A 23,939-nucleotide genomic window follows, 5' to 3' on the forward strand; every position below is an offset into this window, starting at 1 on the left:
GTAAACTCTAGGGTTTCACGCTGGCGGTGACGTAATTGACGCTCAGGTCACGGTCGCTCAGGCTCCAGCTCCAGGCGATTGGATTGAAGACAAATCCTTTCCGGTCGACCGGGTCAAGCCCGGCGTTGCGGATCAGCTCATAAAGCTCATCCGGGGTGATGAACTTTCGCCAGTCGTGGGTGCCCTTCGGCAGCCACCGCATCACCCATTCGGCGCCCACGATGGCCATCGCAAAGCTCTTCGGGTTGCGGTTGATCGTGGAGCAAATCATCAGCCCGCCGGGCTTGAGCAGTCTCTGACACGCCTCGATATAGTCCGGCGGCGAGGCAACGTGCTCCACCACCTCCATGTTCAGCACCACGTCAAACTGCTCACCCGCCTCCGCAAGCGCCTCTGCCGTGGTATGGCGATAGTCGATCTCCAGCCCCGATTGCTCTGCATGCACCTGTGCCACCGGGATATTGCCAGCGGCGGCATCGGCGCCCACCACCTCGGCCCCCATCCGCGCCATCGGCTCCGCCAGCAGCCCGCCGCCGCAGCCGATATCGAGGATGCGCAGCCCCGAAAAAGGCTCTATTCCGGCCCGATCGCGCTCAAACTCGGCGGCGATCTGGTCGCAGATATAGTCCAGCCGGCAGGGGTTGAGCATGTGCAGCGGCTTGAATTTCCCCTCCGGGTCCCACCACTCCGCCGCCATCGCCTCGAACTTCGCCAGCTCCGCCGGGTCTGCCGTATCGACCGTCATCGAAAAACTCCTTCTCAACCCCATGGTCCCGGGCCACGCCACGCTATATAGCTCAGGGATGGACAGGAACGCGGGTCATAACAGCGCATACCGCCACCTCTACCCGGCGATCAGCCCGTTCGACCAGCGGATGATCGACATGCCGGGCGGCCACTCGATCTATGTCGAGCAATGCGGCAACCCCAAGGGCATCCCGGCGGTCGTGCTTCACGGCGGCCCCGGCGGCGGCTGTTCGCCCGCCATGCGCCGTTACTTCGACCCCGATATCTACCGCGTGGTCCTATTCGACCAGCGCGGCTGCGGCCGCTCCCGGCCCTTCGCCTCGGTCGAGAACAACACGACGCAGGACCTGATCGCCGATATTGAGCGCATCCGCGAGACCCTCGGCATCGACCGCTGGGTGGTGTTCGGCGGCAGCTGGGGCGCCACGCTCTCGCTGCTCTATGCGCAGGCCCACCCGGCGCACACCGCCTACCTCGTGCTGCGCGGCGTCTTTCTGATGACCCAGCGCGAGCTGCAATGGTTCTACGGCGGCGGCGCGGCCCGGTTCTTCCCCGATGTCTGGAAGCGCTTCACCGAGCTGATCCCCGAGGCCGAGCAGGGCGACCTCATCGCCGCCTACCACCGCCGCCTGTTCTCCGGCGACCTGATGGAAGAGACCCGCCTCGCCCAACGCTGGGCAGGCTGGGAGAACGCCCTCGCCTCCATGGAAAGCCACGCTCATATGGGCGAGGGCAGCGGCAGTTACGCCCGCGCCTTTGCCCGGATCGAGAACCACTATTTCACCAACGCGGGCTTCCTGCGCGAAGACGGCCAGATCCTTTCGGACATGCCCGAAATCGCCCACATCCCCGGAACGGTGGTGCAAGGCCGCTACGACATGATCTGCCCCCCCGAGGCCGCCCAGACCCTCGCCGACCGCTGGCCGCGCGGCACCCTCAAGATGATCCCCAACGCCGGCCACGCGCTTTCGGAGCCGGGCATTTCGGCAGAACTCGTGCGAACCACGCGCGGCATCGCCAAGGCGCCGGAGCTCTACGGGTTCTGATCCGCACGGCGTCTTGGCAGAACACATAGATCTGGAATAGTTCAGGTAGGGCGCCGCCTGCTTACACGACCTATTGGATGTACTGCGACCTCAGGACTCTTAGGCTCTTTCGTTGTTTTCTACCTTCAATTATGGCTGCGCCAATATTGAAGTTTTGACAGAGCCACGTGAACACATCACATTGGCACTGAACGAATTTAGTTTTCTTCGGATATTTCAGGCATGACTAAAACCCAGATCGGGAAATTGCACGGCCTGAGTCCGCATTCAACTATTCTAACCCTGCTCCTGTGCGCCGCTTGTCGAGGTGATGGCACAGAAGCGTCAGAAGTCGATGCGACGCCAGAAACCTTGATGACCGCGCTCATGACCGCGAGCGGCGGCGACACGATTGTTCTGTCGGATGGAACCTACTCGAACATTACGCTGAGCCGCGACTACAGCTCCGAGCTGACGATCGTCGCCGAGAATCCGCTGGGCGCAGTCGTCGAAAACCTGTCGATCCCCGGCGGGAGCAATATCCGGATCGAGGGACTTCAGGTTGACAACATGCCCCGCGTCGATGGCGGAGCGCATCACATCACCTATGTTGATAACCTGTTCACCAACGGGGTCTATTTCATCGACGCGTCTCATGTGGCGCTTGATGGTAATGAGATCATCGGCAATGTGAACGGTGTGATCCTGAACAGCGTGTCCCATTTCGAACTCACAGACAACCTGATCCGCGATGCCGTCAGTGATCTGCTGCGGATTACCGGCGACTCCCACCACGGGCTCATCGAGAACAACAAGCTCCACGATGTGCATGCCGTGCGGCCGCATCACCCCGACCTCATCCAGATGTTCTCCTATAACGGCGCTACGCCCCATGACATCACCATCAGAGGCAATCATCTTTATGACGACCCCGACACCGGCGACGTCTACGGCCAGGGCATCTTTCTCAGCGACCCCTCCGGCTCCGGCTACTACAACATCCTGATCGAGCAGAACATCATCAACGTCGGCTCACCGAACTCGATCTACATCAATGGCGGCCAGTCGAATGTCGTGATCCAGGACAACTCGCTCATCCCATGGCCGGGAGCGGGCGGTGCGATGATCATCCTCGCCGCGAAATCCGGCATGAGCAATGCCGGCACGACCGTGAAGGGCAATGCCGTCAGGGTGATCGACAACCAGACCGGCGCTGCGACCGTGGGCGACAACTACGTCTATGGTCGAGATGCCGACCTCACGACGCTCTTCTCCGGCGATGGCGACGACTGGCAAGACTTCATTCCCGTCGAAGGCTCGCCCATCGACTTCGGATCCGGATACGGTGCTGAAACGCGGCTGGCAGAAATGGCAGGACATGGTGGTAAAGAAAACTGAACGCCCTCTAAGTCTCAAAGGATAGAAGTGAACAAAGTAGATTCACCAAGGGTTTCCGTTATCCTGCCCGCGCACAATCGCGAAGCCACCATTCGCAGGGCAGTGGACAGCGTTCTCGCACAATCCTTCAAGAATTTCGAACTCCTGCTCGTCGACGACGCGTCCATAGACAGCACCCCAGAGATCCTGCAGTCCTACGCACGCGACTCGCGTGTCCGTGTTATCGTTAGCGAAAAAAACCTTGGTGGAGCAGGCGCCCGAAACCTTGGGATATCAGAGGCGCGTGCCGAACTTATCGCGTTTCAGGACAGCGACGACTACTGGATGCCCGACAAACTTGCGGAGCAAGTCAAGGCGTTGGAGTCAGCAGCCGACGTTGGGCTATGCTACTGCGGTGCGCTATACTCCGGCGGCATCGGAAAAGCCTACTACCTTCCATCCCATCCATTCAGCCATTACGACGGTGACATGTCTCGGAAGGTTCTGGACAGCAGCCCAGCCAGTACGCAGACGATACTCGTACGCCGAACGTTGCTTGAGTCATGCGGCAACTTTGATCCAGACCTTAAGCGTTATCAGGATTGGGACCTCGTGATCCGGCTAGCACAGGCGAGCCACTTTGTCTTCATTGAGAAGCCCTTGGCAGTTGTTTACGATACACCCGGTAACATCTCTTCTGTTTCTGTAAACGACGCGATCTTTCGCAGCCGTCTACTCGAAAAGTACGCGACGCTTTTTGAGTCTGCACCTAAAGCGCGGGCGCGCCATCACTACATCGCTGGCCGGGTCTGGCAAAAAGCCGGCCAACCTGCGAAAGCCGCGTCCGCATTTGCCAAGTCGATCCAAGCAAGTCCGGGTTCAAAGGCAGTATTTCTTTGGTTTATCACGTGGTTGCATGGTTTTCGCGGCACACGCGGCTGATGCTGAGCAAGCAACGTTCGGCCGCACTCGCCCCATACAAATTGACTAGCAGTATGCTTCAAATGTCCAGCGTTGTCGTTCGGGTAGCGCTAGTGACAATCACAAGTAACTTAGGGCCGCAAATTTAAGAATGCCTTGATTAGCGGCTTACCCAAAGGTCATCCTTTCGTTGTTAAAGTAAGATTCGGCTTTCGTTCCGGCTCAGTTGTTGGCTCCGCCTAGGAGGAAAACTTTAGAAAGGCACGTATCTCGGGCATTATATCCATGCATACATTGGCAGACCACTCCGAAGGTCGCGACAATAATCTGAACCTGATGAGGGCCGTCGCCGCAACGGCCGTGCTCGTCAGCCATGCGTATCCCATAACGCAAGGGTCAGGCACTGCTGAGCCCTTGACTGCCTTGCTCGGCTATTCGCTCGGGACGCTCTCGGTCATGGTCTTCTTCGTGATCTCCGGCTTTCTAATTGCGCGCAGCTTCATTCACACATCAACACGGACCGGATTTGTGGTTGCGCGATTTCTTCGTTTGTGGCCGGGGCTGATCGTCTGTACGGTTCTAGTGGCACTGGCCCTTGGGACGCTCTGCACCGATCTGACACTTTCTGCCTATCTGTCTGACCCGGCCACTTGGACGTTTATCCTGCGTGATATTGGCCTGTTCTCCATCCAGTTCCAACTGCCGGGTGTTTACGAGGAACTTCCTTACACTGACGTAGTGGGCTCGATCTGGACTCTCCCTTACGAAGTATTGTGCTACATAGGTCTATTCGCCCTCGGCGTAGCCGGCCTACTTTCTCGGCCAAGACTCTTAGCTGCCGTCATGCTCCTCGGCCTCTCAGTTGCCCTCCTTTCCTATGCGATCCCAACGGACCTGCACCCTGTAACCTCCAAATTACTTAGGCTCTCGTTGCCCTTTTTCACCGGGGTTTGCGCCTACGTCTGGCGCGATCGTATCCCATTGACGCTTTGGGCCGTCGTCCCTCTGTGCGCTTTGGCTTGGCTGCTGAGATCTGGCCCTCCTTACCTCTATGCACCAGTGTTCGCCGTAGCCCTCGCTTACGCCGTGTTCTGGGTTGCCTATGTCCCAGGAGGACTGCTGCGTAGGTATAACCGGCTTGGGGACTACTCTTACGGCATCTATATCTACGCTTTCCCACTTCAGGGATTTGTCGTCTGGGCCTTCGGGCCGATGAGCCCGATGACAAATGCAGTGCTTGCCCTTCCCCTCACACTCGTCTTCGCAGTATTGTCGTGGCATCTGGTTGAGCAACCGGCCATGCAGATGCGCGGTACCGTGACGAGGTGGCTTACGCTCGGTCGGGAAGCCGATGCGCCCGAGTTCGGGTCAGGTCCAACTCTCGACAGGAAACCCGGCGAATGAATGGCCAGCCCGATATTTCGATTGTGATACCGGTCTGGAACAGGGAAGAGAGTCTGGTCCGCGCGCTCGATAGCTTGCCCCGCGATGCGTCGAACAGGTTTGAGGTTATCGTGGTTGACGACGGCTCGACCGACAACTCCCGCGCCGTGGCAGAGGTCGCTTTGGCCGAATGGCCCAATGCGCAAGTGATCCACCAAAAGAACGCGGGCGCGGGAGCTGCGCGCAACGCTGGAGCGGCCCTGGCTCGCGGCAAATACATTGCCTTCTTAGACAGCGACGACCACTGGTTCCACTGGACAGTTGATTGCTGCGTTGAAGCCGTGGCTGTGGCGGGCGGGTCGGCCCTAATCTTCCTTCGAAACCTTGATTTTGCCGCCGGAACTTCGGCGCGACCAGACGCAGACCGAACCCTAAAAGCCGAGCGTTTCTCGGACTTTTCAAGGGCAGTATGCGGCGCTCCGACCATGCGCTTTGCCACTTGCAACGTGATGATCCGGCGCGACGTATTCGAGGCCATCGGTGGCTTTTTCCCAATGTTGCGGTGCTCCGAGGACACAGACCTGTTTCTCCGCGTTCCTAATGACGCTGGATGCACTGTCGTCCAAGCTCCAGCCTTGGTCGCGCACGAGATCGGAGGGGATGACAGCCTGACTGGCAACCTTGATCGCATAAAGGAAGGCGTCGAGTTCCTCCTGAAGCGAGAAAGAAGTGGGCGATATCCGGCGTCGGGTGAACGAGAAGCCAAGAGAGTTTTAGCGAAGACGGTCAGTACTGTGGTGCTGCGCGCCTTTGCCGGCGGCAGAACTGGAACCGCCTACGCCTTTTACCTCCGCCATCTACCGCGCTTGTTGCAAGGGCGTGAGTGGCATTGGCTATTTCGTTTGCCGCTAATCCCGTTACTCCACATGCTGCGCCCGAAGAACTTTGCCTTCCGTTTTCGGCCCGAGTGACCGCGATTGGAGTCCTACCCGTGTGCCTAGTCGATTTTCCCGTGCCCCCTCTTGGTATTCATGTGGCTCCTAATGCGCCACTTGATAACCCTGCCAACGGGATCAGGACGAAAATCATGTGCCAATCTCTTTCAGCGTTAACAAAGGCGGTATGGAGTCCAGCCCATGTTTCGCCTTCATGGCGAGTTACATAGGATTTAATTGGAGAACGGAATGTCCCTTGTGTCGATCGGATTGCCTGTGTGGAACGGCGAACGCTATCTCGCGGATGCGCTGGACGCCATCCTGGCTCAAGACTTTGACGACTTTGAAGTGCTTGTGTCCGACAATGCCTCTACAGACCGGACACAAGAGATCGCCCAAGACTACGCCGCCCGTGACACACGGATCACCTACCATCGACAGAAACGCAATCTCGGAGCCGCTGCCAACTTCAATTACACGTTCCATCATACCTCAGCGCCTTTGTTTCGTTGGGCGTCCTATGATGATGCGATGGCACCAGAATACCTCTCGACCTGTGTTTCTGCGCTCCAGCAAGATAGCTCCGGAGCCGTGTTGGCTTACCCAGGGACGATGCGGATAGATGAGAACGGCCGCAGTATCGGCCCCTACAGCGCGGAGGTGCGTAAAGGTGGTGCGACAGCCTCCGAACGCTTGGCCCAGATGATCGGGCCAGGCGATCCATTGCAATCCATGATACACATGTGCTTTCCGGTCTTCGGCTTAATACGGCGCGATGTTCTTGAGGGTACGAGCCTCATCGCCAACATGCCGAGATCCGACAAGCTACTTCTGGTCGAACTCGCTCTTGCCGGCCCTTTTGTCGATGTGGAGCCGTTGCTTTTTCTCCGGCGCGAGCACGAGAGTGGTTCAGTCATTTCTGCAGAGCAAGCTGCGACGGGCGCTGACCGTGAGAGACTTCTCGCGGCATGGTTCGACCCGAGTCGCGGCAATTTCTTTCCCGCCACTTTGAGCCGGCTCGGTCTGGGCTATCTGCGCGCCACCCTCCGCGCGCCGCAACCACTGGGAGAACGACTTCGTTCCCTGAAGGTCGTGGCCGGGTGGGCCGCCCGCCATGCGCGCGCACTCGGGGGCGAGGCCAAGATCGTAATCCGTGAGCGGTTGCAGGCCATGATTTACAAGTTGACGGGAAGACGCGCTAATGGGCGAACACGATGACGGTGGAGAGCAGAAACACCGTAGGGCGTTTCGCGGTCAACTTGACCAGCACAATTCTGACCTCATTCGTCAACATCGCGATGCTGATCTGGGTCAACCATTACCTGCTGCATCGCATCTCGCCCGAGGAGTACAGCCTGATCCCAATCGTTAATTCCCTAGTGGTCTTCGCGGAACTTTTCCGAAACATCCTAGCCGGCGGGATAACACGTTTCATGGTCGAAGCCGAAGCGCGTGACGACCAGACCGAACTGGCCCGAATCGTGTCCTCGATGACCGTTCTTCTGGTTCCATCGGCGTTCCTCTTGGCTGCTCTCGGCGCTCTCGGGCTCTGGCATATCGACACTCTGATCGAGGTCGCCACCCCATTCCGCGACGATGCCCGGCTCATGCTTGGGCTCATGACCGCGTACTTGGCGCTTGAAATTGCGGCCGCACCATTCAGCAATGGGTTGGTCGTCCACATGCGGTTCGTGACCTTCAACCTGATCACCTTGGGCGCTCTTCTTATCCGCGTGGCCTTGATCTTCTTGCTACTCTTTATGGTGAGCGCCAAGGCGGTATGGGTAATCCTTGCTCTCGTCCTGGCCAATGCGTTCGGCCTTGCAGTGCGCGTGTTTTTTACCCTCCGCATTTTGCCGGGTGCTCGCTTTCGGGCTGGGTTAGTCTCGGGACAGACGCTTCGTACCCTCATATCTTTCAGTGGCTGGACCGCAGTTCAGAGCCTAGGCACGATCGTACAACGCGCGGCTCCTGCCCTGATCCTGAACCGTATGGCGGATGCTGTTGCGGTGACCGCCTTTCACATTGGCAGCCTGCCCGATACCCAGATCCGCAAACTCGTAGCCATGGCCGCGACAACTGCCCAACCATCGCTAACCAGTCTCCACGCGACCGGTCAAAGTGAAACTCTTCAATCTCTTTACTACCGTGGTGGACGATATCACCTATGGGCCGCGCTATTCTTGACGCCACCACTCATCGTCTTCGCGACCCCTCTGGTTATCCTTTATGCCGGAGCGGCCTATGCCGACACGGCGACGGTGCTCGTGGCGCTCCTGATCGTCTACCCACTAGGGTGGGGCAGCGCCATGTTCTATCAGATCGCTTATGCTATCGGACAAATCCGTGACTTCAATCTGCGTAATCTGGTCCTGATCCTGTCCAGCCTAGGGCTGTTGTGGCTGTTCACAGTGCCTCTGGAGATGGGTGCTATCGGGGCGGCCTACGGGTTCGCAATCGCCTTTGCGGTCGTGCACGTACTGGTGATTTGGCCAGGCGGGCTCAAACTTATTCAAGGTCGGTGGCGTGAGTTCTTCATGCGCACCATGATCCCTGGAACGTTACCGTTTGCCGCATCACTCGCATGCTGCGCTCTTTACCAGTCCATTGCGCCAATCCATGGTTGGGGCGGTTTCATACTTGGTAGCTTGTTCTCCTTTGCTGCCTATCTGCTAGCGCTGCTTGGTTTCTCCATGGATGAAACCGACAGGAAACTCGTGGAGAAGTTGGCGGTACGCCTGCGATTGCATCGGCGGCTAACATGATGCTCCTCACCGTGCACACGGGCGTCCGACGGAACGCCCGGAAACCGACACTCGAATTGTTGGCAATACCTCGAGCCAAGTACTCTGAGACTACCGCCAAGCTCCTGCCCTTTGCTAAGAATGCCCCCGGTGCCGCACTGGGCACAGTAGGCCCTGCTTACTCCGGAGAGCAGTTGCGGAACCCCAAATATCTGAGTTTCCGCCCGTCGGCCCTCTCGCCGTTTCGACCACAGCTCTTGCCAAAGTACTCTGAATGGCCGGGGAGAACCGCGCCGCTTTGCCAGCCACTGATTCGCTTTGCACATAGCATGTTCTCCAATACGACCATCAGAGCGACATGACATTGACTTACACAAGTACTACCAGTTCGAGCCCTATAGCACTGTCGTCGCCCCCCGCGCGTCGCGGAATTCTGGTTCTGTTTCTCGTGGTGATTTTGCTGCCGATCTCGTTCGAACTCGCCGGTCTGCGCCTAACACCACTTAAACTGTTCCTGCTGGTGACGGTGATACCGCTATTCATCCAAACGTACAGCGAAGTCGACAAAGGCCCCTCATGGGTGGACATCTTTATCTTCCTGCATGTCGCATGGGTCTTTCTGGCGCTTGTGGTCGCACATGGAGTTCTGCGCATACCCTATGCCGGCATCACCGCGATTGAAGTCGTGGGAGGATATCTCTTGGGGCGACTGACGATACGAAGTTACGCCGACTATCGTTGGTTGATCCAAGCGCTGGTGATCGTCTTAGTCTTACTGCTGCCATTTGCAGTCATCGAACTTCTGACGGGGCGCATTGTCATAGCAGACGCCCTTCGACCTTTTTTCGATACGCCATTTCGGGGCTACAGTGCTTATGGTCGGCTTGGCTTTGAGCGGGTCTATGGCACATTTGATCACCCAATCATGTTCGGGTTGTTCTGTTCCTTCGTGTTCGCGAACGCCTGGATGACGTTGAGAAGCGCGAGCTACGCGCGGGCGATTATCATGGGGTTGGCGTTTCTGATGACGGCGATGTCTCTGTCGTCAGCTCCCCTGCTCGCGATCGCCCTGCAACTCATGGTGATAATATGGGCTATCGTCACGAAGGGTGCCTGGAAGACGCTAATTGTCCTAGCCGTCCTTGGCTATGTGATCATTGATGCTTTATCAAACCGAACGCCGGTGACGATCCTGATCGACCTAGCAACCTTCAACCCCACCACGGGCTGGATCCGGATCGCGACGTTTGACTACGGTATGCTGTCGGTAAGGGCCAACCCTGTTTTCGGAATTGGTCTGGGTGACTGGCCACGCCCCGAGTGGCTCACGAGTTCCGTCGATAATTTCTGGTTGCTGACTGCCATGCGCTATGGCTTGCCAGCCTTGGCCTTCTATTGCGTGTCTCTGGCGCTTCATGTGCTTGCCATCCTTCGAACGCCGTTAGAAAGCGAGGAAGCCAAATCCGCCCGTATCGGCTACCTGATAGTTCTTGGTTCTCTTGTGCTGGTTTTGATGACCGTCCACGTCTGGGGAGCAGTTGCTGTCTTCTGCGCATTCTATATTGGTGCAGGCTCTTGGCTCTGCACGGGAGAAACCAAGGCTGCGCCCGAAAAAGCAACTGGCGAGGCAAACGCGCAGGATCGTACCCCACCGCGCTACACGAGATTCAAGTCGCGCGATCCCGGATCGTGAGCTCAAAACCACTTCACCGCACTCCTCTTAACAACCGAAGTAAGGCGACGACGCGAAGTCTGGCACTATGAGCACGGAGGTCGAGTGTACCAACTCTTCTTCGCAACTTTAAGCTAAGAGCGTTTCAACCATCCGCTGGGCTGCGGAACTAAAGAAAGCAATCTCCGCTCTGACAAGGAGCAAACAGAGCGAGCGAGGGGGATGCAAACGAACACTGAGCGCAGCGTGAATGCTCCAATCGAGGCCTCCAATCAGCGCACCGCCCAGAGCTTTGCGTTATGCGTCAACTAGATAGAAGCTAAACTGGCAGAGATGAGCATTTGCTGCCTCCGTAGCCAGCTTTCTGGTTGCGGTTCACACGTTGCAGCTATCCGCGCATACCTTCACCCCGACGAGCAAAGTTCCGCCTTCCGAGGGAACTCAAAATTGCCCCCGTTTGGCCTGCGTGCTAGCCACGAACCGCCACATTGTAGTCCTAGCCAGTACTAACGACAAAAACCACAACCTTTAACTGTGCGTTTGTACTCAGGGTCTACGAACAGGAAGTGTGTAGCATCTACGTGGACAAGTAATCCGGCGGTTCCAGCTTTCGCGATCACCGCCTTTCATAAAGCACGATCCCGCCACTCGGTATCGTTCAAGCGTCCGGCCAGTAGAGGCTTTGGAGGCCAAAGCAACCCATGAGGCGAGGCGCTTCACGGGGCGGAGTTTCTTTGGCCAAGGGTTAACGATGTCTGCGGATCACCACGATTGCCGCAGCAGCTAAATCGAGGGATGCATGGCTACCTTTACGGTTTCGAACAATACCGAATTGAACGCGGCCCTGAATACCGCGAGCGGCGGCGACACGATTGTTCTGTCGGATGGAACCTACTCGAACATTACGCTGAGCCGCGACTACAGCTCCGAGCTGACGATCGTCGCCGAGAATCCGCTGGGCGCAGTCGTCGAAAACCTGTCGATCCCCGGCGGGAGCAATATCCGGATCGAGGGACTTCAGGTTGACAACATGCCCCGCGTCGATGGCGGAGCGCATCACATCACCTATGTTGATAACCTGTTCACCAACGGGGTCTATTTCATCGACGCGTCTCATGTGGCGCTTGATGGTAATGAGATCATCGGCAATGTGAACGGTGTGATCCTGAACAGCGTGTCCCATTTCGAACTCACAGACAACCTGATCCGCGATGCCGTCAGTGATCTGCTGCGGATTACCGGCGACTCCCACCACGGGCTCATCGAGAACAACAAGCTCCACGATGTGCATGCCGTGCGGCCGCATCACCCCGACCTCATCCAGATGTTCTCCTATAACGGCGCTACGCCCCATGACATCACCATCAGAGGCAATCATCTTTATGACGACCCCGACACCGGCGACGTCTACGGCCAGGGCATCTTTCTCAGCGACCCCTCCGGCTCCGGCTACTACAACATCCTGATCGAGCAGAACATCATCAACGTCGGCTCACCGAACTCGATCTACATCAATGGCGGCCAGTCGAATGTCGTGATCCAGGACAACTCGCTCATCCCATGGCCGGGAGCGGGCGGTGCGATGATCATCCTCGCCGCGAAATCCGGCATGAGCAATGCCGGCACGACCGTGAAGGGCAATGCCGTCAGGGTGATCGACAACCAGACCGGCGCTGCGACCGTGGGCGACAACTACGTCTATGGTCGAGATGCCGACCTCACGACGCTCTTCTCCGGCGATGGCGACGACTGGCAAGACTTCATTCCCGTCGAAGGCTCGCCCATCGACTTCGGATCCGGATACGGTGCTGAAGAGCTTCTTCAGGCCTTGCTCGACGGGGACTCACTGCCTTCCGACCCCGATCCGACCCCGGACCCCGATCCCGAGCCTGACCCCGATCCGGAACCCGAGCCCGAGCCCGAGCCCGAATCTGACGTTCACTTCGAAATCGTCGAAGGCGCCGCCTTCAGCATGGTCGGAACCGCCACCTTTGACGACACCTCCGACGTTGTCGAAATCGCGGCCACACCGGAGCTGCAAATGGCGGCAGGCACGATCTCCTTCTCGTTCGAGGCGGCGACGGTCAACGGCATGCAAGGCCTGCTGACCCGCGACGCCAGCTACTATGCTGGCGGCGGCAATCACCTTGCCGTCTATCTCAACGGGAGCACCCTCACCATCCGCTTCCAGGATGGCACGAGCGATCACATCGTCACGGTTCCCGGCTTTCAGGCCAATACCGAATATGAGCTGATGATCACCTTCGACGGCACCACCACCACGGTGCTGCTGGATGGTGTGGTGGTCGACACCACCAACTTCGGCATGAGCTGGGTGGACAACACCGAGTACCTGCAGGTCGGCGGCCTCGGCTGGGGGAGCCAAACCGGCGCAGCCGGGTTCTCCGATCCTTTCAACGGAACGATCACCAATCTCGTTGTCACCGAGGGCGTTCACTCCTCGGCAGAGATTGCCGACATGATCGCTGGCACGGTCGATGAGCAGCCCGGCGGCGACCCGAGCGCTGGCCTTGTTCTGACCGGCACCGATGGCGCTGATGTGCTCACCGGCGGGATCGGGGATGACCTCCTGAACGGTGGCAACCCCGATGTTCTGACCCGCGTGGACGGTGCCGACACCTTCATTGGTGGCGAAGGCAACGACACGGTTAGCTTCGAAGGCTCCTACGGCAAGCTCTTGGCCGACCTCATGAACCCTTCGATGAATGCCGGGGCAGCCGAAGGCGACACCTTCGACAGCATCGAGAACATCATCGGCAGTCAGGGCAGTGACAATCTGCGCGGCGATAACGGTGACAACGCGCTCTATGGCGGCGCCAACGGCGACCTGCTCTATGGCCGTGCCGGCAATGATATCCTCGTTGGCGGTGATGGCAGCGATGTCCTCAGCGGCGGCGCAGGGGCCGACGTCCTCGACGGTGGCGACGGGCGCGACAGGGCGAACTACGTCTACTCCAAGGTCGATCTGGTCATCGACCTTGAGGACTCCTCGCGCAACACCGGCGAAGCCAGAGGCGATACCTACATCTCCATCGAAGATGTCGCCGGCGGTCATGGCGGAGACGAGATCTCCGGCACAGATAGCGCCAACCGCCTTTACGGCTTTGCAGGTGACGATCACCTCTTCGGCCGCGGCGGCAACGATATACTGATCGGCGGCGCCCACAGCGACACGCTCGATGGTGGCGCCGGGAACGACAGCCTGCGTGGCGGCTCCCATGCCGACATCTTCGTCTTCAACGATGGCTCCGACACGGTCGAGGACTTCGACTTCGCCGATGGGGATGTGCTCCACATCGAACAGGTCGCAATCGGCGCCGTTGCCGGAATGTCGGGCGCTGAGGTCGTCGATACCTTTGGCGCGCTGGTCGACGGCAATGCCGTGCTGGACTTCGGCAATGGCGACGTGATCACGCTGGATGGGGTCGCCGACCTCTTCACATTGGCCGACCACGTCTTCGTCGTATAAGCGCTCATCCCGCCCCTTAGCGGGGGCGGGCCGAACCGGAATCGAAAACTTGCCCGAAACGTCAAAACGGCGTTTCAGGCAAAATTCGTTGAATTGCGCGCGCCGACATGGAAGTATTTTCCAAGATCGACATTTTTTCTTTTCCAGATTGCTCGCCCGGAGCGACTATCGATTTGAGCACCGCAGCCGATAAGGCCATCGAGCCACACTGCAAAAGCGCGCCCGGCACCGCCTCGGAACAGGCGAGCCCCTCGGTGCCTGTCGTTTCAATCATCGTGGTGAGCTACAACACCCGCGATATGACGCTGGCGTGCATCCGTTCGGTGCTCGACCAAACCACCTGCCCTTTCGATCTCTTGGTCTACGACAATGCCTCGCAGGATGGCTCCGCAGACGCCATTGCCGAGGCCTTCCCCGACGTTCGCCTGATCGCGGATGACACCAACCACGGCTTCGCGAAGGCCAACAACATCGCCGCGCAGCTGGTGACCGGCGAATACCTCCTGCTGTTGAACCCGGACACCATCGTGTTGGACGGCGCCATCGACGCACTCGTCTCCTTCGCCCGCGCCCGCCCGGAGGCGCGGATCTGGGGCGGCCGAACGCTCTACGGCGACCGCAGTCTCAATCCCACCAATTGCTGGGGCCGCATGTCGCTCTGGAGCGTGACCACACAAGCACTCGGGCTCTCCAGCCTGTTCCGCCGGAGCGCCCTCTTCAACCCAGAAGCCTACGGCGGCTGGAAGCGCGACAGCGAGCGCGAGATCGACATCGTCTCGGGCTGCTTCTTCCTCATCAAGCGCGACTTCTGGAACACTCTCGGCGGTTTCGACCCGGCCTTTACGATGTACGGCGAAGAGGCCGACCTGTGCCTGCGCGCCCGCGCAATGGGCGCCCGGCCGCGGATGACCCCTGACGCGGAAATCGTCCATTACGTCGGCGCATCCTCTAAAGTGCGCGCTGCCAAACTGGTGATGCTTCTCAAGGCCAAGACCACCCTCATCCGCCGCCACTTTCCCCGCTGGCAAAGGCCCGCCGGCACGATCCTGCTGGCGAGTTGGCCGCTCTCCCGCATGCTGGCCACCGGCGTGCTCGCCCGCCTCCTCCGCTCGCAACGCTGGCGCGACGCTCACAACGCCTGGCGCGACGTGTGGCAGCAACGCGGCAACTGGCGCGGGGGGTACGAGTGATGCACAGGCAAGGCGGCCTGAAACAAAAGCAGAAGGCACAGCCACGATGAAGATACTGGTTGCGATCGCCAATTACGGCGACACCAGCGGAAAGTTCATACATCAGCTCATCGACAGCTATCGCAGCTTCAGTTGCGAGGTCGACATCGTTGCGCTTTCCAACGTCGAGAAGGAGGTGGCCGAAGGCGTCGAAGTCCGTGTCGGGCTCCCCATCTCCAACCCGTGGTCCCTGCCGTTCTCGCACCGAGATCTCTTTGCCGAACGGCAAGATGACTACGACCTGTTCATCTACTCAGAAGACGACACCCTGATCACGGAAGCGCATGTCGACGCGTTTCTGGAAGCCCAGGAAGCCCTCCCAGAGGGCTACATCGCCGGCTTTGTCAGGCATGAGATCGATCACTCTGGCGAATGGCACTACTCCATCGTGCATGGCCATTAACATTGGGAACCAGCTCAAAATTCAAAGCTAACGGCGATTTCTTTGTGCACCACACTAATAGCCATTCGGCAGCCTACATCTTAACGCGCGGCATCGGCTCAATTTCTAACGTCGCACAAAAAGAAAAAGACTGTCTGTTGCACCATTGAGTACGCAGCCGGGTAGTTCGCGAGGACCGGGACGGTTCTGTCCGGCCCGATCTGAACCCCACCGAATCGTTCACGCATGAATCCGCAACCGATAGATGCGGATACGCCGAAGATATCACGCAATGGCTGTAACGCGCGAGTGCATTTCGACCCATACCTAGGTCGCAAGGATCGCAATCATATGATTGGTGCATGATTATGGCATGATTCTCGCGATATCGACGCGCACCTGTTTGAGTTAGCGCCGTTCCGCCGTATTGTTTCAGAGACCGATTTTTTCTTGCATTTCCTGGATGGACGGCCGCCGTGACTGCTTCTAACGACTTTGTATCATTCATCCATGGTTTTGACTGGACGTTCCAAGGCACCGACGGCGTGGTTTACGACTTCGACGCGGCCAGGAGGGGCCCTTAGCTGTAGCTGCAACCATCCGACAGCAACCAAAATATCTTGAAAAGGCCTTTATTCATTCGCAACAATTCAAGCACCGGTTTTATTGGAGTATTATTCGATGAAGATTGCCATTCTTGCCGGCGGTAAGGGCACTCGCCTCGCTGAGGAAACAGTCATCCGCCCCAAACCGATGGTCGAGATCGGCGGCAAGCCGATCCTCTGGCACATCATGAATATCTACTCGCATTACGGGTACAACGATTTCGCCGTCGCGCTCGGTTACAAGGGCGATTACATCAAGCGCTACTTCGCGGAGTACGGCACGCTTTCGGGCAACCTTACCATCAACCTCGGCGCCCCCGAGCCGCTGGTGCGCCACGACCAGGCCCACGCACCCTGGACGGTCGACCTGATCGAAACCGGCGACGAAACCCTCACGGGCGGGCGCGTCAAACGGCTCAAGCCCTACCTGAACGACGAGACCTTCATGCTCACATGGGGCGATGGCGTGTCGGACGTGAACCTCGACAAGCTCCTCGCCTTCCACCGCAGCCACGGCAAACTCGCCACCATCACTGCCGTCCGCCCGCAGGCGCGCTACGGCCACATGCGCTTCGAAGGCGATCAGGTCACCGCCTTCGAGGAAAAGCCCCAAACCGCCGAAGGCTGGATCAACGGTGCCTTTTTCGTGCTCGAACCGCAGGTGCTCGATTACATCGAGGGCGATATGGTCATGTTCGAGCACGCCCCGCTCGAAAACCTCGCCAAGGATGGCCAACTGATGGCCTATCGTCACGAGGGGTTCTGGGCAGCGATGGACACGCTGCGCGACAAGCACACGCTGCAAAAGCTGTGGGACTCCGGTGAAAAGCCCTGGGCTGTCTGGGAGAAAAAGTGATGCGCGTATTGGTAACCGGCCACCGAGGCTACATCGGCACTGTCCTCACCCCCATGCTCACCGCCGCCGGCCACGAGGTCGCGGGCATCGATAGCGACCTTTACGAGCGTTGCACCTTCGCCGCCGGCGGGGAGATGCCCGAGGTGCCGACCCTGCTCAAGGACATCCGCGAGGTCACCCCGGCCGACCTGCTCGGCTTCGATGCCGTGCTGCACCTCGCCGCCCTCTCCAATGACCCGCTCGGAGATTTCCGCCCGCAAACCACCTATGACATCAACTTCGAAGGCACGATGAACGTCGCCCGCGCCGCCAAGGCCGCCGGGGTCGAGCGCTTTGTGTTCTCCTCCTCTTGCTCCAACTACGGCGCGGGCGGGGCCGATTTCATCGACGAGAACGGCGCCTTCAATCCGGTCACCCCCTACGGCGAAAGCAAGGTCAAATCCGAGCTTGCGCTGGCGGAACTGGCCGATGACAGCTTCTGTCCGACCTACCTGCGCTCGGCCACCGCCTATGGCGTCAGCCCGCGCATCCGCTTCGATCTGGTGCTGAACAACCTGGTCGCCTGGGCTGTGACCACCGGCAATATCCACATGAAGTCCGATGGTACCCCCTGGCGCCCGATCACCCATATCGAGGACATCTCCCGCGCCTTCTGCGCCACGCTGGAAACGCCGGTTGAGAAAATCCGCAATGAGGCGTTCAACGTCGGCGTCACCGAGCACAACTACCAGATCAAGGAACTGGCCGAGATCGTCGCCGCCGTGGTCCCCGGTTGCGAGGTCACCTTTGCCGACGATGCCGGCCCGGACAAACGCAGCTACCGCGTGAACTGCGACAAGATCCAGCGGGTCATGCCCTCCTTCAAGCCCCAGTGGGATGCAAAGAAGGGCGCACAAACGCTCTACGAGGCCTACAAGGCCGTCGACCTGACGCTCGAAGAGTTTGAAGGCCCGCGCTACCAGCGTATCGGCCACATCAAGAAGCTGATCGCCGACGATGTGATCGACACCTCGCTCCAGCACACCGAAAGCGCCCGCGCCGCACGCGCCGATGCCGCCACCCAGAGCCTGCCCGCCGATTTCGTAGCGGACGCCGCCGAGGTCTCGTGCATCTCCTGTGGCACCAAGGGCCTCCAGCCAATCCTCGACCTCGGCCTGATGCCCCGCTCCGATGGTCTGCTGGATGAAACCGGTCTCGCCCACCGCGAGTCCCTCGTGCCGCTGCGCCTCGGCTACTGCCCCGGCTGCACCCTCGTTCAACTGCTCGAGACCCGCCCGCCCGAGGAAATGTTCGGTGACGATTATCTCTACTTCTCCTCCTTCTCCGAAGACCTGCTGAAGCACAGCCGCGAGAACGCGCTGGAGCTGATCCAGATGCGCGGCCTCACCGGCGACAGCCTCGTCGCCGAGATCGCCTCGAATGACGGCTACCTGCTCCAGAACTTCAAGGAAAAGGGCGTGCCCGTGCTGGGCATTGACCCGGCCCTGCAGCCGGCCACCGCCGCCCGCGAAAAGGGCATCGAAACCATCAACGACTTCTTTGGCAAAAAGCTGGCCCAAGGCCTCGCCGATGAGGGCCGCAAGGCCGATGTGATCATCGCCAACAACGTCGTTGCCCATGTCGCCGACCAGAACGACCTCGTCGCTGGCATGGCCGCGCTGCTCAAGGAAGACGGCATCGTTTCGGTCGAGTTCCCCTACGTGCGCGACCTCATCGACTTCATCGAGTTCGACACGATCTACCACGAGCACCTGTGCTACTTCTCCGTCGGCTCGGCCAAGACCCTCTTCGCCCGCCACGGGCTCTACCTGAATGACGTGCGCCGCCTGCCGATCCACGGCGGCTCGCTGCGGCTCTACTTCGGCAAAACCGACCAGCCCTCCGAGGCCGTCGCCACCATCCTCGCCGAAGAGGCCGCGCTGGGGCTCGATACCTTCGCCTATTACGAAACCTTCGGCGAGCGCGTCCGCGAGTTCCGCCGCAAGGCGCGTGACCTGATCGGTGGCCTGCGCGCCGAGGGCAAGCGCATCGCGGCCTATGGCGCGGCGGCGAAGGGCACCATCATGCTCAACTTCCTCGATCTCAACAGCCGGCTGATCGAATACGCGGTCGACAAGAACGTGCACAAGCAGGGCAAATACATGCCCGGCGTGCGCGTCCGCATCGACGACCCCGAAAAGCTGAAGTCCGACAAGCCGGATTACGTGATGATCCTGCCGTGGAACTTCCGCGACGAGATCATCCGCCAGCAGCAGGAGTTTCTCGCAGGCGGCGGCAAGTTCGTCGTCCCGATCCCCGAGTTGGAGATCGTGGGCCAGTCGTGAGCGAAACCGGCATGACACCTCCCACCAAGCCCTGCCCGGCCTGCGGCGGCACCGCCCTGACCGAGATCTACCGGCTGGATGCGATCCCGGTGCAAAGCTGCATCCTGCTCGACACAGCGGAGGAGGCACGCGATTTTCCTCGTGCGCCCCTGGTGCTCGATTTCTGCGCCGATTGCGGCTTCGTCTTCAACCGCGCCTTCGATCTGGCCAAGGTCGATTACGCGTCGACCACCGAAGAGAGCCAGCACTTCTCGGGCACCTTTAACCGTTTCGCGCAGGAGCTGGCCGCCGAGGTCGCCTCGCTCTACGACCTGAAGGGCAAGCGCACGCTCGAAATCGGCTGCGGCAAGGGCGAGTTTCTACAAGAGCTGGCCCGCCAAACCGGCACCCAAGGGCTGGGCGTCGACCCCGGCTTCATCCCCGAGCGCCTTCCCGGCGCCGACGGGCAGGAGATCGCCTTCCAGCGCGAGTATTTCGACCCGGCCACCATCGCCGACACGCCCGATTTCGTCGTCTGCCGCCACACGCTGGAGCATATCCCCGAGGTCGGCAAGCTGATGGACGATATCGCCGAGGTGCTAAAGGGCCGCCGCGATGTGGGCATCTTTTTCGAGACCCCGGATGTGCGCCGCGTGCTCGATGAGGGCGCCTTCTGGGATATCTACTACGAGCACTGCTCCTACTTCACCCTCGGCAGCCACGCCCGCCTGTTCCGCCATGCCGGGATGGATGTGACCAAGCTCTACCTCGCCTACGACGACCAATACATCATCCAGTATGCCGAGCCCTCCACCGGCCGCCCGCCGCTGGACAATGAGGATGATCTCACCGCCGTGCGCGCCCTCGCCGCCGCCTTCCCCGCCAAGGTGGCCGAGGTCCGCGCGCATTGGACCGACTTCGTCAAAACCCGCCACGCCGAGGGCAAGCGCGTTGCCATCTGGGGCGGCGGCTCCAAGGGCGTGTCCTTCCTCACCACCAACAGCCTCGGCCCCGAGGTCGCGCAGGTGATCGACATCAACCCCCACAAGCAAGGCAAGTACCTGCCCGGCACCGGCCACCTCGTCTGGTCGCCTGATGACCTGCCCGGCACGCCCCCCGACACGGTGGTCGTGATGAACCCGATCTACCTGCCCGAGATCGGCGCACAGCTCAAATCCATGGGCCTCACACCCGAACTGGTGGCGGTGTAACCATGAGCCTCGCCAGCCACTGCCCCGTCTGCAACACGCCCGCGCCCGGCCCGGTCTTTGCGCTCGGCAATGTCCCGATCATCTGCAACCAGCTCTGGCCCGACACCGATGCCGCCCGCGCTGCCCCGGCGGGCGACGTGACCCTCGTCATCTGCCCGGCTTGCGCCTTCGTCTGGAACGCCGACTTCGACCCGGCAAAAATGCACTATGCCCCCGGCTACGAGAACGCGTTGCACTTCTCGCCCCGCTTTCAGGCCTTCGCCGAAGAGCTCGCCGCCGGCCTCGTCAGCCGCTTCGATTTGCACGGCAAGCACGTCATCGAGATCGGCTGCGGCGACGGCCACTTCCTCGACCTCATGGCGCAGCACGGCGCCGCCACCGCCACCGGCTTCGACCCGTCGATGGAGGGCAAGGAAACCCCCTTCACCGCCCGCGAGGGTGTCGAGATCGTGCCTGAGTACTTCCGCTCCGACCAACTCGAGCGCCCCTTCGATGCCATCCTCTGCCGCCACGTGCTCGAACACCTCGATACGCCGTTGGCGCTGATGCAAGACATCCGCCGCGCCATCGGCCCCCGCGACGTGCCAATCTACTTCGAGGTGCCCAACGCCGGGTGGATGCTCGAAACCGTCTCGATGTGGGATGTGATCTACGAGCACGTCGGCTACTGGACCGCCGCCTCCATCACCACCCTGATGCGCCGCGCAGGCTTCGTGCCGACCTCGGTGCAGGCAGGCTACGGCGACCAGTTCCTGATGGTCGAGGCCCGCCCCGCCACGCCCAACCCCGCCTACCTCGATCCCGGCGCGGCCCAAGTGCAGCAAACCGCCCGCGCCTTCGGGCAGGCCGCCAACGCCGAGCTCGAAGCCTGGCGCAGCCGCCTCTCCAAGCTCGACGGCAAAGCCGTGATCTGGGGCGCAGGCTCCAAGGGCATCACCTTCGCCAACGCGCTCGGCACCCAGGCCGCCGCCCCCCTCGCCGCCCTCGTCGACCTCAACCCCCGCAAACACCGCCTCACCGCCCCCGGCATCGCCCTCCCCGTCATCGCCCCCGATACCCTCACCACCCTCGCCCCCGATCTCGTGCTGATCTCGAACGCGCTCTACGAGGCCGAGATCTCCGCGCAGGTCCGCGCCATGGGCCTCACCCCCGACTTCGCGGTGCTGGCAGGATAGGAGGCCCGCGTGGCCGACCACTTTTTACAGTTACCACAACACATGCGTACATCCGGCGTTGATTGATCGGATCGATTCTGGCCTGCCCACGGTCAATCGCCTCACTAATTTCTAAGCAACCGCGCCAGAATACCACGTTCATCCGAAGCGATTTCAACCAATTGCATAACAATTCCGCGGGCGCGTCGCGGTACTGTCTCGAATGCAGCCGCAGTAGCGGGTCCCTCGCACAACTGTGCTTCACAAATCCGACTGTGCCATTGCAGCAATGCCCGAATGCTGTACTGTTTTTTGGGAGAAATTTTGATGCCATGTCGCTGGAACCCAAGTTTTACCTAAAGGTCTTCCGGAGCCGTTTCCCGCTCTTCTTCACCGTGTTCGTCGCGGTGGTGGCTATTGGCGTGGCGTTGGCGATCACGCTGCCCAAGGTCTACCGCGCCCATGCGTCCCTGCTGGTCGAGGGTTCCCAGATCCCCAGCGATCTGGCCTCCTCCACCGTCCGGACCGATCTTGCCGAGCAGGTCCAAGTCATCCGCCAACGCCTCCTGACGCGCGACAACCTGCTCGACATCGCCTACCGCTTCGAGCTCTACGCCGACCGCCCCGATATGCAACCCGACGAGATCGTGGCCGACATGCGCAAACGGGTCCGGATGGATCTTGCCGCCGGGCGGCAGCAGGCCACCGTCGTTCATCTCACGGCCGAGGCCGACAACGGTGAGACCGCCGCCGAGGTCGCCAATGATCTCGTCACGCAGGTTCTCAAACAGGACGCCTCCTTCCGGACTGATGTCGCGACCGACACGCTCGCCTTCTTCCAGAAGGAAGTGGCCCGCCTCGGCGAGCAGCTGGACGAGGTGAACCGCCGCATCCTCGAGTTCAAGAACGCAAATATCGACGCCCTGCCTGAAACGCTGGACTACCGCCTCGGACGGCAAGCCCTGCTGCAGGAGCGGCTGGCGCAGACCCGGCGTGAAATTTCGCAGCTCAAGGATCAACGCCGCCGGCTCGTCGAACTCTATGAGCGCACCGGGCAGGTCGCGCTGCCGACCGAGCGGAGCCAGAGCCCCGAGGAGGTGGAACTTGCAGAGTTGCAATCTCAACTCCGGGCGGCGCGCGCGGTTCTCAGCGAAACGAACCCCAAGGTCACGATGCTGAAGAGCCGGATCGCGCAGCTGGAGGCTACCATCAGCGGGCGCGAGCCGGAGGCCGCCGAGGAAGAGAGCGAAGACCCGTCCAGCGGCGTGATTGAGGCCCAATTGGTGGAGATCGACAGCCAGATCGAAACGCTCGAAAACGATGCCGCCGCGCTGAGCGAAGAGATTGCCGAACTTCAGAGCACCATCGAGCGCTCGCCGTCCAACGCGATCACGCTGACCGCGATGGAGCGGGAACGCGATAACATCCAGGGCCAGTATGATGCCGCGGTCGAGCGTCTGTCTGCGGCAGCGACTGGCGAACGGATCGAGGTGCTCTCCAAGGGGCAGCGACTCTCGGTGATCGAGCATGCCGTGGTCCCGAACTCGCCTGCACCTCCCGGCAAAACGCTGATCGTGCTGGGCGCCATGGCTGCCGGGCTGCTACTGGGCCTCACCGCCGTGGTGCTGGTTGAAATCCTGTTCCCCCGGCTACGCCGCCCTGTGGAGCTGACCCGCAAGCTCGGCATCACCCCCCTTGGCACGCTGCCCTATGTCGAAGCGCCCGGTGAGGCCTGGCGTCGAAACGGCGTGCGGTTCGCTGTGCTGGCACTTGTCTGCGCCGGGATCGGGGGCGGGCTCTGGGCGGTGGACCAGATGGTCATGCCGCTGGATCAGCTGGTGGAAATTGTCCGCGCGAAGGTGGAGCTGTGAGCCAGTCCCACCCCGCGCCTAAAAAGGATCGCTA

At 60.3% G+C, this 23,939-nt stretch carries 18 protein-coding genes; 16 read left to right on the plus strand and 2 right to left on the minus strand.

Going from position 1 to position 23,939, the window contains the following annotated elements:
* Positions 1-7: 7 nt before the first annotated feature.
* Positions 8-745, minus strand: a complete 738-nt coding sequence (gene ubiG / locus ACUXVX_RS00500) for a bifunctional 2-polyprenyl-6-hydroxyphenol methylase/3-demethylubiquinol 3-O-methyltransferase UbiG (protein WP_446309914.1) — start codon at positions 743-745, stop codon at positions 8-10.
* A 58-nt stretch (positions 746-803) separates the two neighbouring features.
* On the opposite strand from ubiG, the gene pip reads away from it, so the two are divergent.
* The 9 genes from pip to ACUXVX_RS00545 all read left to right on the plus strand — a co-directional run bounded on the left by pip (position 804) and on the right by ACUXVX_RS00545 (position 14,294).
* Complete coding sequence (gene pip / locus ACUXVX_RS00505; protein ID WP_446309915.1) at positions 804-1,793, plus strand: prolyl aminopeptidase; 990 nt, start codon at positions 804-806, stop codon at positions 1,791-1,793.
* Positions 1,794-2,015: 222 nt separating this feature from the next.
* Positions 2,016-3,170: a right-handed parallel beta-helix repeat-containing protein gene (locus tag ACUXVX_RS00510; protein WP_446309916.1), complete on the plus strand. Its 1,155-nt coding sequence runs from the start codon at positions 2,016-2,018 to the stop codon at positions 3,168-3,170.
* A gap of 27 nt (positions 3,171-3,197) precedes the next feature.
* Positions 3,198-4,091 carry a glycosyltransferase family 2 protein gene (locus tag ACUXVX_RS00515; protein WP_446309917.1) on the plus strand — a complete coding sequence of 298 codons (894 nt, stop codon included), beginning with the start codon at positions 3,198-3,200 and terminating at the stop codon, positions 4,089-4,091.
* Between the two features lie 264 nt (positions 4,092-4,355).
* The gene (locus tag ACUXVX_RS00520) at positions 4,356-5,474 is read left to right on the plus strand and encodes an acyltransferase family protein (protein WP_446309918.1); all 1,119 of its coding nucleotides are present in this window, start codon (positions 4,356-4,358) and stop codon (positions 5,472-5,474) included.
* Entirely contained in the window at positions 5,471-6,424 is a 954-nt protein-coding gene (locus ACUXVX_RS00525; RefSeq protein WP_446309919.1) for a glycosyltransferase family 2 protein, read from the plus strand. Before ACUXVX_RS00520 ends, ACUXVX_RS00525 begins: the two co-directional genes overlap by 4 nt.
* Positions 6,425-6,637: 213 nt before the next feature.
* Positions 6,638-7,606 carry a glycosyltransferase family 2 protein gene (locus tag ACUXVX_RS00530; protein ID WP_446309920.1) on the plus strand — a complete coding sequence of 323 codons (969 nt, stop codon included), beginning with the start codon at positions 6,638-6,640 and terminating at the stop codon, positions 7,604-7,606.
* Positions 7,603-9,153, plus strand: coding sequence for a lipopolysaccharide biosynthesis protein (locus ACUXVX_RS00535; protein WP_446309921.1), 1,551 nt, complete (start codon positions 7,603-7,605; stop codon positions 9,151-9,153). Before ACUXVX_RS00530 ends, ACUXVX_RS00535 begins: the two co-directional genes overlap by 4 nt.
* A 337-nt stretch (positions 9,154-9,490) precedes the next feature.
* On the plus strand, positions 9,491-10,825 hold the full coding sequence (locus tag ACUXVX_RS00540) for an O-antigen ligase family protein (protein ID WP_446309922.1): 1,335 nt from the start codon (positions 9,491-9,493) through the stop codon (positions 10,823-10,825).
* A gap of 778 nt (positions 10,826-11,603) precedes the next feature.
* Entirely contained in the window at positions 11,604-14,294 is a 2,691-nt protein-coding gene (locus tag ACUXVX_RS00545; protein ID WP_446309923.1) for a right-handed parallel beta-helix repeat-containing protein, read from the plus strand.
* Positions 14,295-14,355: 61 nt separating this feature from the next.
* Here ACUXVX_RS00545 and ACUXVX_RS00550 read toward each other — a convergent pair whose 3' ends face one another.
* Entirely contained in the window at positions 14,356-14,568 is a 213-nt protein-coding gene (locus ACUXVX_RS00550) for a hypothetical protein (RefSeq protein WP_446309924.1), read from the minus strand.
* Between ACUXVX_RS00550 and ACUXVX_RS00555 the strand changes: the two genes are divergently transcribed.
* The 7 genes from ACUXVX_RS00555 (at position 14,549) to ACUXVX_RS00585 (ending at position 23,905) form a co-directional block, all read left to right on the plus strand.
* Positions 14,549-15,484, plus strand: coding sequence for a glycosyltransferase family 2 protein (locus ACUXVX_RS00555; RefSeq protein ID WP_446309925.1), 936 nt, complete (start codon positions 14,549-14,551; stop codon positions 15,482-15,484). The genes ACUXVX_RS00550 and ACUXVX_RS00555 overlap by 20 nt on opposite strands.
* Before the next feature lie 46 nt (positions 15,485-15,530).
* Complete coding sequence (locus tag ACUXVX_RS00560; RefSeq protein ID WP_446309926.1) at positions 15,531-15,926, plus strand: hypothetical protein; 396 nt, start codon at positions 15,531-15,533, stop codon at positions 15,924-15,926.
* Positions 15,927-16,586: 660 nt separating this feature from the next.
* Positions 16,587-17,366, plus strand: a complete 780-nt coding sequence (gene rfbF, locus ACUXVX_RS00565) for a glucose-1-phosphate cytidylyltransferase (RefSeq protein WP_222471554.1) — start codon at positions 16,587-16,589, stop codon at positions 17,364-17,366.
* Positions 17,366-19,690 (plus strand): NAD-dependent epimerase/dehydratase family protein, encoded by a 2,325-nt coding sequence (locus ACUXVX_RS00570; protein WP_446309927.1) that lies wholly within the window; start codon positions 17,366-17,368, stop codon positions 19,688-19,690. Before rfbF ends, ACUXVX_RS00570 begins: the two co-directional genes overlap by 1 nt.
* A gap of 11 nt (positions 19,691-19,701) precedes the next feature.
* Positions 19,702-20,880, plus strand: coding sequence for a class I SAM-dependent methyltransferase (locus ACUXVX_RS00575; protein WP_446309928.1), 1,179 nt, complete (start codon positions 19,702-19,704; stop codon positions 20,878-20,880).
* Positions 20,881-20,882: 2 nt separating this feature from the next.
* Positions 20,883-22,055 carry a methyltransferase domain-containing protein gene (locus ACUXVX_RS00580; RefSeq protein WP_446309929.1) on the plus strand — a complete coding sequence of 391 codons (1,173 nt, stop codon included), beginning with the start codon at positions 20,883-20,885 and terminating at the stop codon, positions 22,053-22,055.
* Positions 22,056-22,366: 311 nt separating this feature from the next.
* Positions 22,367-23,905: a GumC family protein gene (locus ACUXVX_RS00585; protein WP_446309930.1), complete on the plus strand. Its 1,539-nt coding sequence runs from the start codon at positions 22,367-22,369 to the stop codon at positions 23,903-23,905.
* Positions 23,906-23,939: the final 34 nt, after the last annotated feature.

Source organism: Vannielia sp. SX4 (genome assembly GCF_052828525.1).

Bases quoted from the DNA above. Each gene is read 5' to 3' on its own strand.
- ACUXVX_RS00550 (WP_446309924.1), bottom strand. From the start codon at position 14,568: ATGATTGAAACGACAGGCACCGAGGGGCTCGCCTGTTCCGAGGCGGTG.
- ACUXVX_RS00585 (WP_446309930.1), top strand. From the start codon at position 22,367: ATGTCGCTGGAACCCAAGTTTTACCTAAAGGTCTTCCGGAGCCGTTTC.
- ubiG (WP_446309914.1), bottom strand. From the start codon at position 745: ATGACGGTCGATACGGCAGACCCGGCGGAGCTGGCGAAGTTCGAGGCG.
- rfbF (WP_222471554.1), top strand. From the start codon at position 16,587: ATGAAGATTGCCATTCTTGCCGGCGGTAAGGGCACTCGCCTCGCTGAG.
- ACUXVX_RS00580 (WP_446309929.1), top strand. From the start codon at position 20,883: ATGAGCCTCGCCAGCCACTGCCCCGTCTGCAACACGCCCGCGCCCGGC.
- ACUXVX_RS00530 (WP_446309920.1), top strand. From the start codon at position 6,638: ATGTCCCTTGTGTCGATCGGATTGCCTGTGTGGAACGGCGAACGCTAT.
- ACUXVX_RS00570 (WP_446309927.1), top strand. From the start codon at position 17,366: ATGCGCGTATTGGTAACCGGCCACCGAGGCTACATCGGCACTGTCCTC.
- pip (WP_446309915.1), top strand. From the start codon at position 804: ATGGACAGGAACGCGGGTCATAACAGCGCATACCGCCACCTCTACCCG.
- ACUXVX_RS00560 (WP_446309926.1), top strand. From the start codon at position 15,531: ATGAAGATACTGGTTGCGATCGCCAATTACGGCGACACCAGCGGAAAG.
- ACUXVX_RS00545 (WP_446309923.1), top strand. From the start codon at position 11,604: ATGGCTACCTTTACGGTTTCGAACAATACCGAATTGAACGCGGCCCTG.
- ACUXVX_RS00510 (WP_446309916.1), top strand. From the start codon at position 2,016: ATGACTAAAACCCAGATCGGGAAATTGCACGGCCTGAGTCCGCATTCA.
- ACUXVX_RS00535 (WP_446309921.1), top strand. From the start codon at position 7,603: ATGACGGTGGAGAGCAGAAACACCGTAGGGCGTTTCGCGGTCAACTTG.
- ACUXVX_RS00525 (WP_446309919.1), top strand. From the start codon at position 5,471: ATGAATGGCCAGCCCGATATTTCGATTGTGATACCGGTCTGGAACAGG.
- ACUXVX_RS00520 (WP_446309918.1), top strand. From the start codon at position 4,356: ATGCATACATTGGCAGACCACTCCGAAGGTCGCGACAATAATCTGAAC.
- ACUXVX_RS00540 (WP_446309922.1), top strand. From the start codon at position 9,491: ATGACATTGACTTACACAAGTACTACCAGTTCGAGCCCTATAGCACTG.
- ACUXVX_RS00575 (WP_446309928.1), top strand. From the start codon at position 19,702: ATGACACCTCCCACCAAGCCCTGCCCGGCCTGCGGCGGCACCGCCCTG.